Source organism: Gaiella sp. (genome assembly GCF_039915195.1).
Lineage (GTDB): Bacteria > Actinomycetota > Thermoleophilia > Gaiellales > Gaiellaceae > Gaiella.
The window spans coordinates 1-16,821 of the sequence record NZ_JBDSNT010000032.1 but is presented as its reverse complement, the minus strand read 5'-3'; the positions used below and the strand labels follow the sequence as shown (position 1 = coordinate 16,821).

Below are 16,821 nucleotides of genomic sequence, written 5' to 3'. Positions count from 1 at the left end.
TCGCATGATCAGGAAACCCTTTCGCGGACAGAGATGCTCCGCTCGGCAACGAGCCACGGCTCGGCGAGCACCGACCGGAGAGTCAGGGCAGCGGCACCGCGAACCGCGGCGCCCTCTCCGAATTCCGACACGAGGACCTCGCACCCGGACCAGCCGGCCGAGAGGACACGCACGCCGAGCGCCTCCCGCACATCAGCGACGAGCCAGGGGGCAAGCGGCCCGAGGCACCCACCGAGCACGACGGCGTCGACATCGAAAAGATTCACAGCCGACGCGAGGCCGATGCCGAGAGCGTGGCCAGCTTCGGCGACGCTCGCGATGACCGCTTCATCGCCCTGCTCGGCGCGACGCACGAGCTCGCGGGTCACGTTGCGAGCACGACGCTTGTCGTCCTCGCAGATGCCGGCGCGACGTGCGATCGCTTCCTGCCCGACGATCGTCTCGAGACAGCCGACAGCACCGCACTGGCACGGCAGTCCGCCTGGCGCGACCGTGATGTGGCCGAGTTCGGCTCCGAAGCCGTGTGAGCCACGAAACAGATCGCCACCGATGAAGATCCCCGCGCCCACGCCGACCTCGGCGAAGACGCAGATGAAGTTATCGAGGCCGCGCGCGACTCCCTGCCAGTGCTCGGCAAGCGCGGCGAGGTTCGCCTCGTTGTCGGCCCGGACAGGGACGCCGCCGAGCCGCGATGAGACTTCATCCGCAACGGGGATGTCTGACCACCCGAGATTCGGTGCGCGGAGGAGCCTTCCGGACTCGGCCGCGACGAGCCCGGGGAGCGCGACGGCGATGCCGGCGGAGATGAGACCCTCGGCTGCGATCACCTTTTCGGCTCCGCGTGCAAGTCGCGCGAGTCGGTTGAGCACAGGCCCGAACGCGCTACGCCGGTTGTCCGCGTGGACGTGCTTCTGGTAGCGAACGTTGCCAGCGAGATCCTCCACGCAGACTGCGAGATAGTCGACGTTCACCTCCAGTCCGACTGCGACAACCCGGTCGCTGACCTCCAGGGCAAGGCCCGGACGGCCGGCGCGACCCGAGCGCTGATCCTCGCCCGTCTCGCGGAGCAGGTCGAGCTCGATCAGCTCGCCGACGAGGCTCGAAACGGTTCCGCGAGTGAGGCCGGTCTCGGCTGCGACACGAGCGCGGGAGCGCGGCTCGCCGCCCGCGATCTGCTGCAGAACCACGCCGAGGTTCGCCCGTCGGACGGTGGTCTGGTCGGAACGCGAGGGAGCGTTTCCAGCGCGCTCGAAACTCATGCGCGGGTTCCTGAAGGGGAGGATGTCAGCAGAGAAGTGTTCAACCCAGCGGCGGGTTTTGTATGGCCGTCGCACAAACTAAACTGGCGCGCGACGAATGTCAAGATCTGGAGACACGAAATGCGCCCCGTTTCCCTTCCGCTTCCCGGCTGGGGTCAGGCAGCCGGTTCGACGCCCGCGCCCCGAACGCCGGTGCCGACTTCAACCGGACGCCGGCGCCACCATCACGATGGTGCCTGACTTCGGCCAGCACCTGATCCACCCCCCGGTCACGTCGTAGACTGCAGCCCGTGATCGCCGACGCCCACGTCGACCTGCTCCTCGAGCTCGGCTACCGCGAGCTCCGCTTCGGCGAGTCGAACACGTTTGCCCGCACCTGGCTACCGCTTCTCGAGGCCGGGGGCGTCGGACTGCAGGTGTGCCCGGTCTTCGTCGAGCTCGAGCGGCAGCCCGAGGGAACGCTCCGTGAGGCCCTCGGCCAGGCGACGTGCCTGCTCCGCGCCGTCCGCGAGAACCCGGACCGAGTGCTGCAGGTCCGATCGGTCGCCGACCTCGACGCCGTCGTGCGCGGCGAGCGACTCGGGCTGATGCTCTCCCTCGAAGGTGTGGAGCAGTTCGGCTACGAGCTCTGGCCGGCAGAGACGTTCTGGGAGCTGGGAGTCCGGATGGCGGGGCTGACGTGGAACCGACGCAATCCGTACTCCGACGGAGCCGCTGAGGACGGTGGCCTTTCCCGCCTCGGGCGCGCGCTCGTCGACAGGCTCGTCGAGCTCGGCGTCATCCTCGACCTCGCGCACGCCTCTCCCGCCGCGTTTGCCGAGATCGTCTCGCGACTGAAGGGCGCTCCCGTGATCTGTTCGCACGCGGCGTGCCGGTCGGTCTACGATCACCCACGCAACCTCACAGACGACCAGCTGCGCTCGCTCGCCGCCGCCGACGGCGTCTTCGGGTTGATGCTCCATCCGCTCGCCATCGGGCACGACGTCCGCACTCTCGATCGGGTCGTCGACCACCTGGAGCACGCGATCGGCGTGATTGGCATCGACCGAGTCTGCTTCGGCGGCGACTTCACGACCCGACTCAGCGAGGTGCTTCCGACCTTCCCCGAATCGGCTGACGGCCTGATGCCCGTCGGTCTCGCTCCGGGAGCGGGGATCGAAGGGCTGCAGGGGCCGGAGGACTACCCGGCGCTTCTCGCCAGGATGAAGGCGCAGGGGTGGGGAGACGCCGACATTGCCGCAATCAGCAGCGGCAACCTGCTCGCGTTTCTCCGTCGCTCGCTCCCGAAAGAGCTCTAGGACGGCGTACCGCCGAGGCCGCGCCAGATGACGGCAGCGGTTCGCTCCGCCCACCGGGGCAGGGGCGGAACGCCCTGGAGCGACCGCGCGTACCAGCTCCCCGTGAACATGCCGAGCGCCGCATCGATGTCGGCGTCGGGTGAGAGCAGTCCGTGATCTCTCGCACGCTCGAGGATCTCGCGCAGCGCCGCTCTCCGGGGCGCAACGATCCGCTCGCGGTAGAACGTGACGAGCTCGGGGTCGGTGGAGGTCGCGAGCATCGTCCCCACCATCGAAACGCCGTCCGGCCGGCCAATGCCGCGCCGGAAGGCGTCGAGCTCCCGCACGAGATCGGCGTACGGGTCCTCGGTAGGGGCCCGCTCGGCGGTTCGTGACATCGCCGCAACGGCGGCGGTCGCGAGATCGGCCTTCGTAGGCCAGCGACGGTAGAGCGCCTGACGCGTGGTGCCGGCGTCGTCGGCGATCGCGGTGAGCGACATCCCGTCGTACCCGTACTGCGCCAGGTGGCGGCGTGCGACCTCCATCACACGCTCGTCGATCTCCGGATCACGTGGGCGTCCGAGCACGAGCCAAGCGTAACACGATAATTGATACGGTACTGTATCGTATTGTATTATTCCCGAGTTCCCTCACGCACGAAAGGACTACGCCGTGTCTCGAGCCGTTGATGTTCTGCACCCCGAGAGCCCGAAGCGCATCCTGATCGTCGCCTCGAACCCTTCGGTCTCGACACTGACCGGCTGGCCCGTCGGTTTCTGGTGGGCCGAGCTGACGCATCCCTACTGGCAGTTCGTCGAACGTGGCTACGAGGTGACAATCGCAAGCCCGGAGGGTGGTGCGCTCGTCGCCGATGGCTTCAGCGATCCCGAAGACGCATCAGGCTACTCCGCCCATGACCTGATCAGCCTTGGTTTCAAGAAGAGCCCGACCCACGCGCAGTTGATCGAGAACACCGCCCGACTCGCGGATCTCTCCGTCGACGACTTCGATGCCGTCTTCCTCGTGGGCGGGCAGGCACCAATGGTCACGTTTGTCGACAACGACCAGGTTCACGCCCTCGTCGTTGCCTTCTTCGAGTCGGGAAAGCCGACCGCCGTCGTCTGTCACGCGACCTGCGTGCTCCTGAAGGCAAGGACATCCTCGAGCGCACTCGTCGTCGACGGGAAGACCTGGACCGGGTTCGCCACCTCCGAGGAGAAGTTCGCGGACGAGTTCGTGGGCCAGAAGATCCAGCCGTTCTGGATCGAGGACGAGGCACGCGAACTCGACAACACGAACTTCGTCGTCAACTCCATGTTCAAGCCCTTCGCTGTCCGAGACGGGAATCTGATCACGGGCCAGCAGCAGTATTCGGGGGCAGCGGCTGCCCGGTTCGTGATCGAGGCGCTCGGGGTCTGAGCGATCTCGCTCACACGGTTCGTCCTCCACAACCAGTAGAAAAGAGAGACCTCATGAACATCGGAATCCTCGGTGGCGGCCGTGTAGGCGGCGCCCTTGCGCAAAGCTGGAAGAACGCCGGTCACGATGTCACCATCTCGACCCGTGAAACGATCCTCGAGACCGCCGCGAGCGCCGATGTGTTGCTGCTCGCTGTCCCCTGCACCGCAGCAGCCGAGGTGATCGCGGCCGCCGGGGACATCGACGGCAAAGTGCTGATCGACGCGACCAACAACCTCTCGGGCGGCCCGGACGGGGCCGAGATCGCGGCCATGGCGCCAGGCGCAGACACCGTCAAGGCGTTCAACACGGTGTTTGCACAATTCTTCGCCCACCCACCGGCAACCGCGCCGACGCTCGTGTTCGCTGGTGACGATCAGGCGGCGAAGGACACCGTCGCGGGACTGATCCGGGACGCGGGCTTCGACCCCCTCGACGCTGGCGGCCACGTGGAGGCCACAGATCTCGAGGCGTTCGCCCGCCTCGTGATCGGCATCGCCTACCGACAGGGTAAGGGGCCGTTCGTCTACCGATTCGAGGCTTCTTGAGCGTCGCGGACCTACCGGCAGAAAGCGGCCCGAGCGAATCCGAGGAGGAGCGCCGAACGAGCTACCTCGAGCTGTTCTTCGATCTCGTCTTCGTCTTCGCGATTACCCAGGTCACACTCCTCCTTCTTTCGAATACGAGCGCTGCCGGGTTTGCCCGAGCGGCGCTCGTCCTCGCACTGGTCTGGTGGGCGTGGTCCGGATTCACGTGGATGACGAACGCGATCGACATCGAGAGCCAGGTGACGAAGCTGCTCTTTCTTGCAGGGATGGCCGGTGCGTTCTTCATGGCGCTCGCCGTCCCACACGCGTACTCCGACCAGGGAGTCTGGTTCGGCTGCGCGTACCTGTTCATCGGCGTGCTCAACATCTCGCTCTACGGCTGGGGGCTCAAGGATCGTCCGGCCGAGTTCGCTGCGCTCAAGCGACTCGTGCCGTTCTTCCTCCTCTCCCCCGCGCTCGTTGTCGTAGGGGGCCTCGTGGACGGCCTTCCGCTCCGCAGCGGTTTGTGGGTCGCCGCGTTGGTCGTTGCCGTCGGAGGTGTCCTCGCTACGGGGAACGACAACGACTGGCGCGTGTCGCCGGCACACTTCGCCGAGCGCTACGCGCTGATCGTGATCATCGCGCTCGGCGAGTCGATTGTCGCCATCGGAACGAGCGTCGAGGAGATCCCCCGTGATGCAGCGTTCGCACTCTCCGTCCTGATCGCGTTCGCGGGTGTCGCCGCGCTGTGGTTCGCCTACTTCGGCTTCGTCTCGGGGGCAGTCGAGCGCGCGCTGCAGAGGGCGCTCCCGAACAAGCGTGGGGCGCTCGCGCGTGACGTCTTCACGATCTTCCACTACCCGATCGTGCTCGGGATCGTCTACTTCGCCGTGGCTGCGAAGAAGATGGTCGCCCATCCGGAGGACGCTCTCTCGCGTCCGGGCCGGGCCGCCCTCGGGTTCGGCGTTGCGCTGTACTTCGCAGGGTTTCTCCTCTCTCGCTACCGCATCGTTCGCACCATCGGCTGGGAGCGAGCCATTGCAGCGGCTGCAACGCTCGCGGCCGTCGCCGTCCTCCCGTCGATCCCCGGCGTTGCGTTGTTTGCGACCGTGACGGCGATCGTCGTACTCGCGGTGATCGCCGAGCGAATCCGCTACCGGCAGGCGCCAAGCGAGCTGATGCAGAGCTGATCAGGGCGAAGCATCGACAAGGGCGACGCCCCCGCGCTACCGCGCGGGTGCGCATCGCCCCTACAGCGCTGCGCCGCCGTCGACGAGCATCGTCGCACCGTTGACATACGCCGCCTCGTCCGACAGGAGCCAGGCGACGAGCGCCGCGATCTCCTCCGGTCGACCGAGCCGCCCGGCCGGAACATCGCTTGCCAGCTCCTCGATCCGCTCTCCCGCGAGCTCCCGAACGGTTTCGCCGTCGATCGTTCCGGGCGCGACGGCATTCACCGTGACACCACTCGGTGCGAGTGCCGCGGCCGCGCGTCGTGTCAGAGCGAGAAGGCCGGCCTTCGACGTGGCGTAGTGCGTTCCCGTGACGCCACGCCCGCGGAATGCCGAGTCGGATGCGATGTTGACGATCCGCCCGTCGCCACGCTCGCGGAGGAACGGCCCGACGACTCGGATGCCGAGAAACGGGCCGCGAAGGTTCGTTGCGAGCACGTCGTCCCACTCCTCCGGAGTGATCTCGAAGAGATCGCGGATGTCGGTGCGGGCTGCGACATTCACGAGCGCCGCAAGATCGCCCACCTCCCTCGCAATCGCTACAGCATGATCCCATGCTGCCGGATCGCGGACGTCGAGCAGGACGGGAGCGGCATCGCGCCCGAGTTCCGCCGCGAGCAGGGTGACGGCGTCGCAGTCGATGTCCCCGAGTACGAGTGACCAGCCGTCGGCGTGGAGCCGTCGCGCGACGGCAGCTCCGATCCCGCGCCCGGCACCGGTGACGACGGCGACTCTCATGTGAGGGCGTTGACCCACATCAAACCCCTAGGAGACTGGCGCCGATCGCCCCGCCAAGATCGCCGAGCTTTGCGAGACGGTAGACCGGAGGCTTGGTAAAAAATGTGTGGCGACCCGCTGCGACCTCGATCCGATCCAGCCAGTCGGGCCCGAGGCGCTCACCGAGCCCTCCGCCGATGATCACCGCTTCGACGTCGAGCAGCGTCACAGCCGAGCCAATCCCGACACCGAGCGCCTCGACCGCCCGCAGGATGAGTTCCTCCGCAACCTCGTCACCCGCCTGAAGTGCCCGCAACCAGACACCGCTCGTGAGACGATCGCGGCCTCGCTTCTCCATCAGCTCGAAGAGCACGGTCGGACGATCCTTCGCGAGGTCGCGTGCGCGCGCCTCGAGCGCGCCGCGCCCCGCGTATGCCTCGACGCATCCGTCGAGCCCGCAGTTGCAGCGGCGACCGCCGGGCTTCGCGCAAACATGACCGATCTCGCCCGCCGAACCGCGCCCGTGCACCGGTCTTCCGTCCATCACAATTCCGCCGCCGACACCCGTTCCCCAGAAGACACCGAGGAACGAGTCGAAACCGTGGCCGGCGCCAAACCGGCGCTCGGCCTCGACGGCGACGTTCACGTCATTGCCGATCTTTACGGGTCGACCGAGCTCCTCGGTGAGCGCCGGGCCGAGCGGGAACGGCGCCTTCAGCCCGTCGATGTTTGCAACCTGGATGACGGTACCCGTCTCGGTGTCGATCGCACCCGGCGCGCCAACCCCGACTCCAGCGAGACCCATCGGCTCGACGCGCGCGTCGAGGAGGGCCTCGCGGAGCGTCTCCGCGAGCTCGAGCACGACCGCCTCGGGCCCGCCCCGTTGCGGGGTCTCGCGCCGCGCCTTGCCGAGAACCGTTGCCTCGCCGTCGGTCACGACCGCCTGGATCTTCGTGCCGCCAAGGTCGAGTCCGCCCCGCATCCGCGTCACTCCAGCCAACGAACGACCTCCTCGATCGTCTTCCGGTTCGCTCTCTCGCTCCACTCGGCCGCGGATCGCGCGGTCGGGTCGCGCGGCTTTGCAGGGAGCCCGAACGAGAGAACGATGACGGGAGTTTCGTCCTCGGACGCCTCGAGCGCACGTCGGGCTGCATCGATATCCGCGATGCCGTTCGGGCACGACGCAAGCCCCTCGGCCCACGCCGCAAGAAGGATGCTCTGGGCAGCGCGACCGGCGTCGAAGGAGACGGGGCCTTTGCCCGCGACGAGGATCGCGACGACGAGGCCCGCGTTGAGGACGTTGTCCGGGACGAACACAGCGGTCGCGAGCTCCTCGATCCGGGCGCGGCTGTCCGGGACGACGAACACCCAGGGCTGCCCGTTCTTGGACGACCCGGAAAGTCTCCCGGCATCGAGCAGCCGGAGCACAATCTCGTTCGGTAACGGATCCCGGAGTGTCCCGCGCTCGTCCCGACGGCTGGCGATAGCGAGGAGAAGATCCACGAATCAAGCCTAGAGGTTTAATGTGGGTCAGGAGTGCGGCTGGGACGGTTCTGCACCGAGGAGCGCCGCGTGCAGGGCCGCATCCAGACGTGCTTCCAACCCACATCAAGCCTGTGACGCCGCTCCTGCTGTGGAGACGGCGTAAGCTCAAGGCATGGTGCAACCGGCCGACCAGGAGACCGTCAGCCTACTCCGCTGGCTCCGGCGACAGTTGCGCCAGCCGACACCCGAGCGCGAGCGGCTCGAGGCCGCTGTGGCTAACGACGACCCCGCCGAGGCGCGTCGACTCCTCGCGCGGTACCCCTTCGGCGAAGCTCAGCGACGGCATGTCGAGGGACTCATCGACCGCTGGGAGGCAAGCCGTGGCGCGAGCTGAGAACGAGGCGCTCGTCCGGCGGATCTTCGCCGCATTCGCAGAGAAGCGCGGGTTCGCGCTCCGCGATGCGTTCGCCGACGACGCGACCTGGATCGTGCCGGGTAGCGGCACGATGGCGGGAACGTTCCGCGGGCGCGAGGAGATCTTCGGCTTCCTCGGGCGGCTGCCGAAAGAGACCGACGGCACGTACTCGTCATCGCTGATCGACGTTCTCGCGTCCGATGACAGAGCGGCCGCGCTGTATCGGGCAAGCGGCGACCGCAACGACCGGCACCTCGAGCTCGATCAGGTGCTGTTGTTTCGGATCGAGGACGGGCTCGTCCACGAGGTCCTCGCACTGCCGAGCGACCCGGCCGCATTCGAGGCGTTCTGGGCCTGATGGAGGCGATCGACTTCAGCCGCTTCGACGCGATCACGTTTGATTGCTACGGCACGCTGATCGACTGGGAGCGCGGGATCCTGAATGCGCTCCAGCCGGTACTCGCGACGCGAGGGATCGACCTGACGGAGGACGAGTTGCTCGAGCGCTACGCGCGGCACGAGGCGGCGCTCGAGGCGAGCGAGTACCAGCCCTACCGCCAGGTGCTGGGCGCGTCGCTACGCGGGCTCGGTAAGGACCTCGGCTTCGCCATAGCCGACGACGAGGCGAGCGTGTTCGCGGAGAATCTCGGCGCCTGGCCGGCTTTCCATGACACCGCGCCCGCGTTGCGACGTCTGCAGGCGCGGTTCAAGCTCGGCGTGATCACGAACTGCGACCGGGATCTCTTTGCTCTCTCGAACCGCCGCCTCGGCGTCACGTTCGATTGGATCGTCACCGCGGAGGACGCCCGTGCCTACAAGCCGAGCCTCCCGCCGTTCGAGCTCGCGTTCGAGACGATCGCCGTGCCCCGCGACCGAATCCTCCACGCAGCCCAGAGCCTGTTCCACGACCACGTTCCCGGCAAGCAACTCGGGCTAACGACCGCGTGGGTCGACCGCCGCCACGACCGACCTGGATTCGGAGCGACACCCGTGGCCTCGGCGACGCCGGATCTCATCGTGCCCGACATGACGACGCTCGCTGACGTCGCGCTTCGGTAAGAGAGGAACGAGCGCCGGGCGGGACAGGTCCCGCCCCTACGAGCCCCAGCCGGGATCGCGGCTGCCGCCGCTGCCGAGGGCCTCGATCACGACCTCGATCAACCGGCCGGACGAGAGCACGTGCTCACGTGCCAGGAGCCTCGCTCCCGCGGCGCTCCCCGCCGAGATCGCCTCACGGATCGCCCGGTGCTGCAGATCGTTCTTGGCGTAGAGCTCGTCGAGCTCGGCGCGGGCACTCCAGACGCGGTCTCCGATGAATGTCCTACGCGCGCTCTTCGCGAGACGCTCGACGAGTGGCATCGCGGCGGCGGTGTAGATCACGTCGTGGAAGGCGTAGTTCGCCTGCATCCACTCGACGAAGAGCGACGAATCCCTCGCCTCCCCACGCCTGGCCTGGTCGCGGAGCTCGAGCGTTAGCTCCGAGAACCGCTGCTCCGCTTCATCGAGCAAGACGAGATCGGCCGCGGTCATGCGTGGCGTTGCAACCTCGGTCGCGAGTGCCTCGAGCTCCGCGCGCACGAGATGCGCCTCGCGCAGCTCCCCCGGCGAGATCGAGCGAACGCGCACGCCGCGGTTGGGCTCGAACGTGACGAGCCCGAGCGCCGCCAGGCGGCGAAGTGCCTCCCGCACGGGCGTCCGGGACACCTCGAAGCGTTCGGAGAGCTGCTCCTGGCGCATGACCGTGCCGGGCGCGATCGCTCCGCCCACGATCTCGTCCTCGAGGACGCGGGCGATGTCGTCGGCCTTCGTGGAGAGCGTGGCCATCGTTTTCGCAGTGTACGGAACGCGATGCGCACACAAAGTGGTTTCGTCTGGGATCCGAAATGCGTATATTCATCCCCGGAGATGACATTGCTGGGTAATATAGGATCCGAGATAGCCTATTATGGATCCAAAGGAGCCCGCATGACCCCGACTGACACCATCGAGCGCCCCTACAGCCAGGCCGACGTCGAACGCCTCCGTGGCACCGTCACGGTCGAGCACACACTCGCCCGCCTCGGTGCGGAGCGTCTTCGTAAGCTGCTCGTCGAGGACGAGTGGGTGCCTGCACTCGGTGCGATGACCGGCGGCCAGGCGGTGCAGATGGTGAAGGCGGGCCTGAAGGCGATCTATCTCTCCGGCTGGCAGGTCGCGGCCGATGCGAACCTCTCCGGGAACACCTATCCGGATCAGAGCCTGTACCCGGCAAACAGTGCGCCGGCGCTCGTGAAGCGAATCAACAGTGCACTCCTACGCGCCGACCAGATCGCCCACGCGGAGGGCGACGACTCGACGCACTGGCTTGCGCCGATCGTCGCAGACGCCGAGGCCGGCTTCGGTGGCCCCCTGAACGCCTACGAGATGATGAAGTCGTTCATCGAGGCCGGTGCAGCCGCAGTGCATTTCGAGGATCAGCTCTCCTCGGAGAAGAAGTGCGGCCACCTCGGGGGCAAGGTGCTCGTGCCAACGGCCCAGCACGTGCGCACGCTGATCTCGGCCCGACTCGCCGCCGACGTTGCCGACGTACCGACGCTGGTCGTCGCGCGCACCGACGCACTCTCAGCATCGCTCCTGACGAGCGACATCGACGAGATCGACCGCGATTTCTGCACGGGTGAGCGAACTCCCGAAGGGTTCTTCCGGGTCCGGGACGGCATCGATGCCGCGATTGCACGCGGCCTCGCCTATGCCCCCTACGCCGACCTGATCTGGTGCGAGACCTCGACGCCGGACATGGCCGAGGCGGAGCAGTTCGCGGCCGCAATTCACGAGAAGCACCCGGATCAGCTGCTCGCCTACAACTGCTCGCCCTCGTTCAACTGGCGCAAGCACCTGAGCGACGAGCAGATCGCCACTTTTCAAAGCGACCTCGCGAAGCTCGGTTACCGCTTCCAGTTCATCACCCTTGCCGGCTTCCACGCTGTCAACCTCTCGATGTTCGAGCTCGCCCGGGGCTACGGCGACGAGGCGATGCCCGCCTACGTGCGGCTTCAGGAACGCGAGTTCGAACTCGAGGCAGAGGGCTACACGGCGACCCGCCATCAGCGCGAAGTCGGCGCGGGCTACTTCGACCAGGTCTTGCAAACGATCACCGGCGGCAACGCATCCACGTTGGCGCTCCATGGCTCGACCGAGGAAGAGCAGTTCGAGACGGACACCCCCGAGATCGAGAGGAGCGCAGCATGACACCCGTTCAGACGACCGAGGTCCTCTCGCGGAGCCCCGAAGCGACGCGGGCCTGCTCGACCGAGCGCCCCGTCCTCCTGACGCGTTCGGAGACCGTGGAGTGCAACTGCCCGGAGCACTGCGAGCGCGATCACGAGGTGGACTAGGACGGTGTCTCACACCGTTCCGCCCGTCTGTCCCTGAGGCGGGTCATCACCGTTCTCGTTCCCGGGAGAGGCTGCGCCGTCTCCCCTACGGGATCCGACGGCGCCCAACCGTTATCGTGATGCGCGGTGAGCGACAACGTCCTCGAAGCGCGCCCCCCTGAAGTCCCGGTGGCGCTCGCCGTCGACATCGCTCGCAGCGTGTTCGATGTCGACGGCGATGCGACGCCACTCGACGGCGAGCGAGACCGAAACTTCCGGATCGACGGAGCCGAGGGTTCCTTCGTCCTCAAGGTCGGGAACCCGGCCGACCCGGCCGACGTCGTCGAGATGCAGGTGCTCGCCATGGAGCACGCGATTCGGGCCGACCCGACGGTTCCGATTCCCCGACCGCGACGCACGATCGATCGCAGGCCGACGGGCGCCGTCGACATCGGCGGCGTCGACCACGCGGTTCAACTCGTCAGCCTGGTCGACGGCACGGCGTTCCCACCCGGCCCGCTCCCCCCCACCGCCAGACGTGCGATCGGCGCCGCGGTCGCACACATCGACCTGGCGCTGGCTGGATTCATCCACCCACTCGCGCACCGGAAGATCGCCTGGGACGTCACCCGACTCCCAGAGCTCCGACCCAGGCTGGATCACATTCCTGCCGAGCACCGCACCCTCGTGGAGCGCTGGCTCGACCGCTTCGATGCCGTGATCGCGCCGGCGCTCGAGCTCGTTGGAGCCTCGACGATCCACGGCGACGTCAATCCCGACAATCTCCTCGCCGATCGTGACGACCCCGATCGCGTCGCGGGAGTCGTCGACTTCGGCGATCTCGTCCACGCGCGGTCGGTGATCGATCCCGCAATCGCCGCCGCGTACCAGGCGTTCGGTGCCGACGATCCGCTCGATCCGCTCGTCGACGTCATCACCGCCTATCACGCCGTTCGCCCTCTGACCCGCGCCGAGGTACTGCTGGTTCCCGAACTCGCGGCCGCCCGCATGACGCAGTCCGTGCTCATCTCCGCGTGGCGGGCAGAGCTTCACCCGGACAACATCACCTACGTCCTCGCCGACCAGGTGGACTGCTTCGCAACCCTCGCCCGGATCGACGACCGCGGCCCGGCGACACTCGCGTCGGAGCTCGCGGCCGCGTGCGGCATGTCTCGACGCGGAACCTCCTCGCTCGACGCCAGCCTCTCTCTCCGTCGTGCGCGCCTCGGCCCCGCCCTGAGCCTCAGCTACGACAAACCTGTCCGCCTCGAGTCCGGCACCGGTGTCTGGCTCACGGACGTCGACGGCAACCGCCTGCTCGACGCCTACAACAACGTGCCGCAGGTCGGACACGCCCATCCTCGCGTCACCACCGCCCTCGCGGCCCAGGCGCGCCGGCTGACGACAAACACGCGCTACCTCGTGGATGAGGTCGCCGTGTATGCCGACCGCCTCGCGGCACTCCTCCCCGAGGAACTCTCGGTCGTGATGTTCGTCAACTCGGGAAGCGAGGCGAACGACGTCGCGATCCAGATCGCCCGTGCAGTCACCGGCAACCGAGGGGTCGCGATCACCGAGCACGCCTACCACGGCACGACGGCCGCGACGGCCGCCCTGTCGCCGGAGGAGCTTGGCCCAGACGCGCTCGAGCCGTGGGTGGCGCGGATCGGGGGCGCGGCGACGCTCGGGTCGGCGGATGCTGCAGGCCGCGTGGTCGGAGAGGTCGACGGCGCTTTCGGGCGTCTGCGCGGCCGCGGCCACGATCCAGCGCTGCTCGTGTTCGACGACGTCTTCGCGAGCGACGGGATCTTCGCGGTGCCTCCGGGCTACCTCCGCGCTGCCTACGAGCGGGCGCGCGCGGTCGGCGCGCTCTGCCTCGCCGACGAGGTGCAGGCCGGCTTCGGTCGGGTCGGCGAGGCGTTCTGGGGCTTCGCCCAGGACGGGGTGCGGCCGGACATCGTCACGCTCGGTAAGCCGATGGGGAACGGACACCCGATGGGAGCGGTCGTCACGACCCCCGAGATCGCCGTGCAGTTCGCCGAGCGCTGGCATTTCTTCTCGACGTTCGCAGGATCACCCGTGGCCGCCGCAGTAGGCACGGCGGTACTCGACGTGATCGAACGCGAACGGCTGGCCGAGCAGGCCGAGCGCGTCGGCGCCTATCTGAGAGCGCGCCTCGAGGAGGTCGCTGTCTCGCATTCCGTGATCACGAACGTACGCGGGCCTGGCCTCTTCATCGGAGTCGAGCTCGACCACGAGTCAACGGGCCGCTCCGACATCGGGAAAGCGGTTACGAACGGGCTTCGCCGTCGCGGAGTGCTCGTGGGCGCGACCGGCCCCCGCGGCAACGTGATCAAGATCCGGCCCCCGCTCGTGTTCTCCGAGAGACACGCCGACCGGGTCGCGGCGGAACTCGATGCAACGCTCGCAGCCGAACAACTGCGATGATCGCGCCATGATCGACACGACAGACGTCCTCACCCCGGAGGCCCGGACGTTCCTGACCGATCTGGAGCGCCAATTCGGCGAGCGGCGGATCGACCTTCTGGCACAGCGGGCTGCGCGCCTCGAGCGCCTGCACGCCGGCGAGCTGCCTGACTTCCTGCCCGAGACGGCCGCCGTTCGCGCAGGAGACTGGCGCGTCGCCCCCACGCCTGACGAGATTGCGGACAGGCGGGTCGAGATCACGGGGCCGGTCGACCGCAAGATGGTGATCAACGCGCTCAACTCGGGCGCGAGGGTGTTCATGGCCGACTTCGAGGATTCCAACTCGCCGACGTGGTTCAACTGCATCGACGGGCAGCGCAACCTGACCGATGCGCTCGAGCGAACGATCTCACTCGACACGGGCGAGAAGCAGTACACGCTGGGTGACAACCCCGCCGTCCTCTTTGTGCGCCCACGCGGCTGGCACCTGGAAGAGCGGCACTTCGAGGTCGACGGTGCGCCGATGTCCGGCTCTCTGTTCGACTTCGGCCTGTACTTCTTCCGCAACCACGGCCGCAACGGCCGCTACTTCTACCTGCCCAAGCTCGAGTCGCACCTCGAGGCGCGGCTCTGGAACGACGTCTTCGTGTGGTCGCAGGAGTGCCTGGGAGTGCCGCAGGGAACGATCAAGGCGACCGTGTTGATCGAGACGATTCTCGCCGCCTTCGAGATGGACGAGATCCTCTACGAGTTGCGCGACCACTCAGCGGGCCTCAATGCAGGCCGCTGGGATTACATCTTCAGCGTGATCAAGAAGCTGGGGCACCGGTCTGAGATGGTGCTGCCCGATCGAGGCGCTGTGACCATGGCGGTGCCTTTCATGCGCTCCTACTGCGAGCTACTCGTGAAGACGTGTCACCGCCGCGGCGCGTTCGCCATGGGTGGCATGGCCGCCTTCATCCCCTCACGACGCGATGCCGACGTCAACGCGGTCGCGCTTGCGAAAGTGCGCGAGGACAAAGAGCGCGAGGCTTCACAGGGCTTCGACGGCACGTGGGTCGCGCATCCGGATCTCGTCCCGACAGCGTACGAGGCGTTCGACGCGGTGCTCGGCGACCGGCCGAACCAGATCGAACGTCAGCGAGACGACGTGTCGGTCGGCGTATCCGATCTCCTGAACGTCGCCGCCACACCCGGGGAGGCGACGGAGGACGGTCTGCGCAACAACGTCTCGGTGGGCATCCAGTATCTCGCTGCGTGGCTCCATGGTTCGGGAGCAGTCGCGATCAACAACCTCATGGAGGACGCCGCGACGGCGGAGATCAGCCGTTCGCAGATCTGGCAGTGGCTGCACCACGGCCGGTTTACGGCCGACGATGTGCTCCGGATCACGGACGAGGAGATGAAGTCGCTCGGTGAGGGCTACAGCGAAGCGCGCGTTATCTTCGAGAGCATCGCCACGCGACCCGACTATGTGGAGTTCCTCACGTTGCCCGCGTACGACCAACTGGTCGCCGACGAGGCCGGCTAGCGGCACGGCCGACCGCCGCGACAGCGATGCCGCAGCTACGCCGAATCGACACTGCAGAGGGGTTTCTCGCCCGAGCCGGTCCGTTCCTCAGCGCGCATGAACCCGAGCACAACCTGCCGCTCGGCCTGCTCGGCCGTCTGCTCGACGAGCCGCGGCTCTACGGCTTCGACCCGGCCTTCGTCATCGCGGAGGACGCGGGAAGTGTCGTTGGCTGCCTTCTCCGCACGCCTCCCTACGGCGTCATCCTGAGTCGGTTCGAATCACTCGAGGCCGTGGATCGCGTCGCCGACGCCGTCCTCGACATGCACCCCGGGCTCCCCGGTGCAGTAGGCCCGGCCGATGTCGTCGGCCGATTCGCATCGGCATGGTCCGAGCTGACAGGCGTGCGAGCGCACCTCAAAGTCAGGCAGCGTGTCCACGCGGCCTCCGCTGTGTACGAGACTGCCCGCGCGCCAGGCACCATGCGAGAAGCCGGTCCGGACGATGTTCCGACGGTGCTCGACTGGCTCGACGGCTTCGCGGAGGAGGCACTCGGAGAGGCGCCGCACCGTGAAGAGGCCGAAGCCGCATACCGGCGCCGTGAGGCGGACCCGGACGGCGCCTGGCTCCTCTGGGACGACAACGGGCCTGTATCTCTCGCTGGCTACGGGAATCCGACCCCGACCGGAACCAGGGTCGGGCCCGTCTACACGCCACCGGAGCATCGCGGTCACGGCTACGCCACGTCTCTCGTCGCGGATCTCACGGTCGAGCGACTCGCAACCGGCCTCGCGTTCTGCTTCCTCTTCACCGACCTCGCGAACCCGACATCGAACGCGATCTACGCCAGGATCGGCTACGAAGCGGTGGCCGACTGGGATCAGTGGGAATTCAGCTGACTTCTGCCTGACACCGGTTGTTGTTGACGAGCTCGACGCTCGAGCCATCGGGATACCACAGGAAGGTTGATACGTTCTCGCTGCCTCGCGTACTGGCTGCGGTATGCCTCCACGAGCAAGTCGCCGACGGGTCCGTCGTCATCAGGCTTCGCGTAACGGATCACGAAATCCACAGTGTGCAGAATGCTACTCGGCCCCTTGGAATGGGGTCGCTCGTGAGCCTCACCCGGAAGCGAGACCGGTCGCCTGCGCCAGTGAGTGC

Annotated in this window: 18 protein-coding genes; 12 read left to right on the top strand and 6 right to left on the bottom strand. The window is 67.5% G+C overall.

Going from position 1 to position 16,821, the window contains the following annotated elements:
• Positions 1-8: 8 nt before the first annotated feature.
• Positions 9-1,259 carry an ROK family protein gene (locus ABIR74_RS03040; RefSeq protein WP_348175139.1) on the bottom strand — a complete coding sequence of 417 codons (1,251 nt, stop codon included), beginning with the start codon at positions 1,257-1,259 and terminating at the stop codon, positions 9-11.
• A 290-nt stretch (positions 1,260-1,549) separates the two neighbouring features.
• Between ABIR74_RS03040 and ABIR74_RS03035 the strand changes: the two genes are divergently transcribed.
• The gene (locus ABIR74_RS03035) at positions 1,550-2,557 is read left to right on the top strand and encodes a membrane dipeptidase (protein WP_348175138.1); all 1,008 of its coding nucleotides are present in this window, start codon (positions 1,550-1,552) and stop codon (positions 2,555-2,557) included.
• Here ABIR74_RS03035 and ABIR74_RS03030 read toward each other — a convergent pair.
• Positions 2,554-3,123 (bottom strand): TetR/AcrR family transcriptional regulator, encoded by a 570-nt coding sequence (locus tag ABIR74_RS03030; protein WP_348175137.1) that lies wholly within the window; start codon positions 3,121-3,123, stop codon positions 2,554-2,556. The genes ABIR74_RS03035 and ABIR74_RS03030 overlap by 4 nt on opposite strands.
• Before the next feature lie 85 nt (positions 3,124-3,208).
• On the opposite strand from ABIR74_RS03030, the gene ABIR74_RS03025 reads away from it, so the two are divergent.
• Genes ABIR74_RS03025 through ABIR74_RS03015 form a run of 3 tightly spaced genes read left to right on the top strand, consistent with a single transcriptional unit; the run spans position 3,209 to position 5,711 of the window.
• Positions 3,209-3,955, top strand: coding sequence for a type 1 glutamine amidotransferase domain-containing protein (locus ABIR74_RS03025; protein ID WP_348175136.1), 747 nt, complete (start codon positions 3,209-3,211; stop codon positions 3,953-3,955).
• A gap of 53 nt (positions 3,956-4,008) precedes the next feature.
• Positions 4,009-4,542, top strand: coding sequence for an NAD(P)-binding domain-containing protein (locus ABIR74_RS03020; protein ID WP_348175135.1), 534 nt, complete (start codon positions 4,009-4,011; stop codon positions 4,540-4,542).
• Positions 4,539-5,711, top strand: a complete 1,173-nt coding sequence (locus tag ABIR74_RS03015) for a low temperature requirement protein A (protein ID WP_348175134.1) — start codon at positions 4,539-4,541, stop codon at positions 5,709-5,711. The genes ABIR74_RS03020 and ABIR74_RS03015 overlap by 4 nt, the downstream gene beginning before the upstream one ends.
• A 60-nt stretch (positions 5,712-5,771) precedes the next feature.
• Here ABIR74_RS03015 and ABIR74_RS03010 read toward each other — a convergent pair whose 3' ends face one another.
• The 3 genes from ABIR74_RS03010 to ABIR74_RS03000 are packed head-to-tail and all read right to left on the bottom strand — an operon-like array spanning position 5,772 to position 7,973.
• Positions 5,772-6,491, bottom strand: a complete 720-nt coding sequence (locus tag ABIR74_RS03010) for an SDR family oxidoreductase (RefSeq protein WP_348175133.1) — start codon at positions 6,489-6,491, stop codon at positions 5,772-5,774.
• 19 nt (positions 6,492-6,510) lie between these two features.
• A complete protein-coding gene (locus ABIR74_RS03005) occupies positions 6,511-7,461 on the bottom strand; it encodes an ROK family protein (protein ID WP_348175180.1) in 951 nt (316 codons plus the stop codon).
• Positions 7,458-7,973: a nitroreductase family protein gene (locus ABIR74_RS03000; RefSeq protein ID WP_348175132.1), complete on the bottom strand. Its 516-nt coding sequence runs from the start codon at positions 7,971-7,973 to the stop codon at positions 7,458-7,460. Before ABIR74_RS03000 ends, ABIR74_RS03005 begins: the two co-directional genes overlap by 4 nt.
• A 154-nt stretch (positions 7,974-8,127) precedes the next feature.
• Between ABIR74_RS03000 and ABIR74_RS02995 the strand changes: the two genes are divergently transcribed.
• Genes ABIR74_RS02995 through ABIR74_RS02985 form a run of 3 tightly spaced genes read left to right on the top strand, consistent with a single transcriptional unit; the run spans position 8,128 to position 9,429 of the window.
• Positions 8,128-8,349 (top strand): hypothetical protein, encoded by a 222-nt coding sequence (locus ABIR74_RS02995; protein ID WP_348175131.1) that lies wholly within the window; start codon positions 8,128-8,130, stop codon positions 8,347-8,349.
• Positions 8,336-8,728 (top strand): nuclear transport factor 2 family protein, encoded by a 393-nt coding sequence (locus tag ABIR74_RS02990; protein ID WP_348175130.1) that lies wholly within the window; start codon positions 8,336-8,338, stop codon positions 8,726-8,728. Before ABIR74_RS02995 ends, ABIR74_RS02990 begins: the two co-directional genes overlap by 14 nt.
• Positions 8,728-9,429, top strand: a complete 702-nt coding sequence (locus ABIR74_RS02985; protein ID WP_348175129.1) for an HAD family hydrolase — start codon at positions 8,728-8,730, stop codon at positions 9,427-9,429. Before ABIR74_RS02990 ends, ABIR74_RS02985 begins: the two co-directional genes overlap by 1 nt.
• A gap of 36 nt (positions 9,430-9,465) precedes the next feature.
• Here the strand turns inward: ABIR74_RS02985 and ABIR74_RS02980 are convergent, their stop codons facing one another.
• Entirely contained in the window at positions 9,466-10,194 is a 729-nt protein-coding gene (locus tag ABIR74_RS02980) for a GntR family transcriptional regulator (RefSeq protein WP_348175128.1), read from the bottom strand.
• A gap of 141 nt (positions 10,195-10,335) precedes the next feature.
• Between ABIR74_RS02980 and aceA the strand changes: the two genes are divergently transcribed.
• The 5 genes from aceA to ABIR74_RS02955 all read left to right on the top strand — a co-directional run bounded on the left by aceA (position 10,336) and on the right by ABIR74_RS02955 (position 16,559).
• Positions 10,336-11,598, top strand: coding sequence for an isocitrate lyase (gene aceA / locus ABIR74_RS02975; RefSeq protein WP_348175127.1), 1,263 nt, complete (start codon positions 10,336-10,338; stop codon positions 11,596-11,598).
• On the top strand, positions 11,595-11,744 hold the full coding sequence (locus ABIR74_RS02970) for a hypothetical protein (RefSeq protein WP_348175126.1): 150 nt from the start codon (positions 11,595-11,597) through the stop codon (positions 11,742-11,744). The genes aceA and ABIR74_RS02970 overlap by 4 nt, the downstream gene beginning before the upstream one ends.
• Positions 11,745-11,870: 126 nt before the next feature.
• Entirely contained in the window at positions 11,871-14,171 is a 2,301-nt protein-coding gene (locus tag ABIR74_RS02965) for an aminotransferase class III-fold pyridoxal phosphate-dependent enzyme (protein ID WP_348175125.1), read from the top strand.
• Positions 14,172-14,178: 7 nt separating this feature from the next.
• Positions 14,179-15,681, top strand: a complete 1,503-nt coding sequence (aceB, locus tag ABIR74_RS02960; RefSeq protein WP_348175124.1) for a malate synthase A — start codon at positions 14,179-14,181, stop codon at positions 15,679-15,681.
• Positions 15,682-15,707: 26 nt separating this feature from the next.
• Positions 15,708-16,559: a GNAT family N-acetyltransferase gene (locus tag ABIR74_RS02955; protein WP_348175123.1), complete on the top strand. Its 852-nt coding sequence runs from the start codon at positions 15,708-15,710 to the stop codon at positions 16,557-16,559.
• The last annotated feature ends 262 nt before the right edge of the window (positions 16,560-16,821 follow it).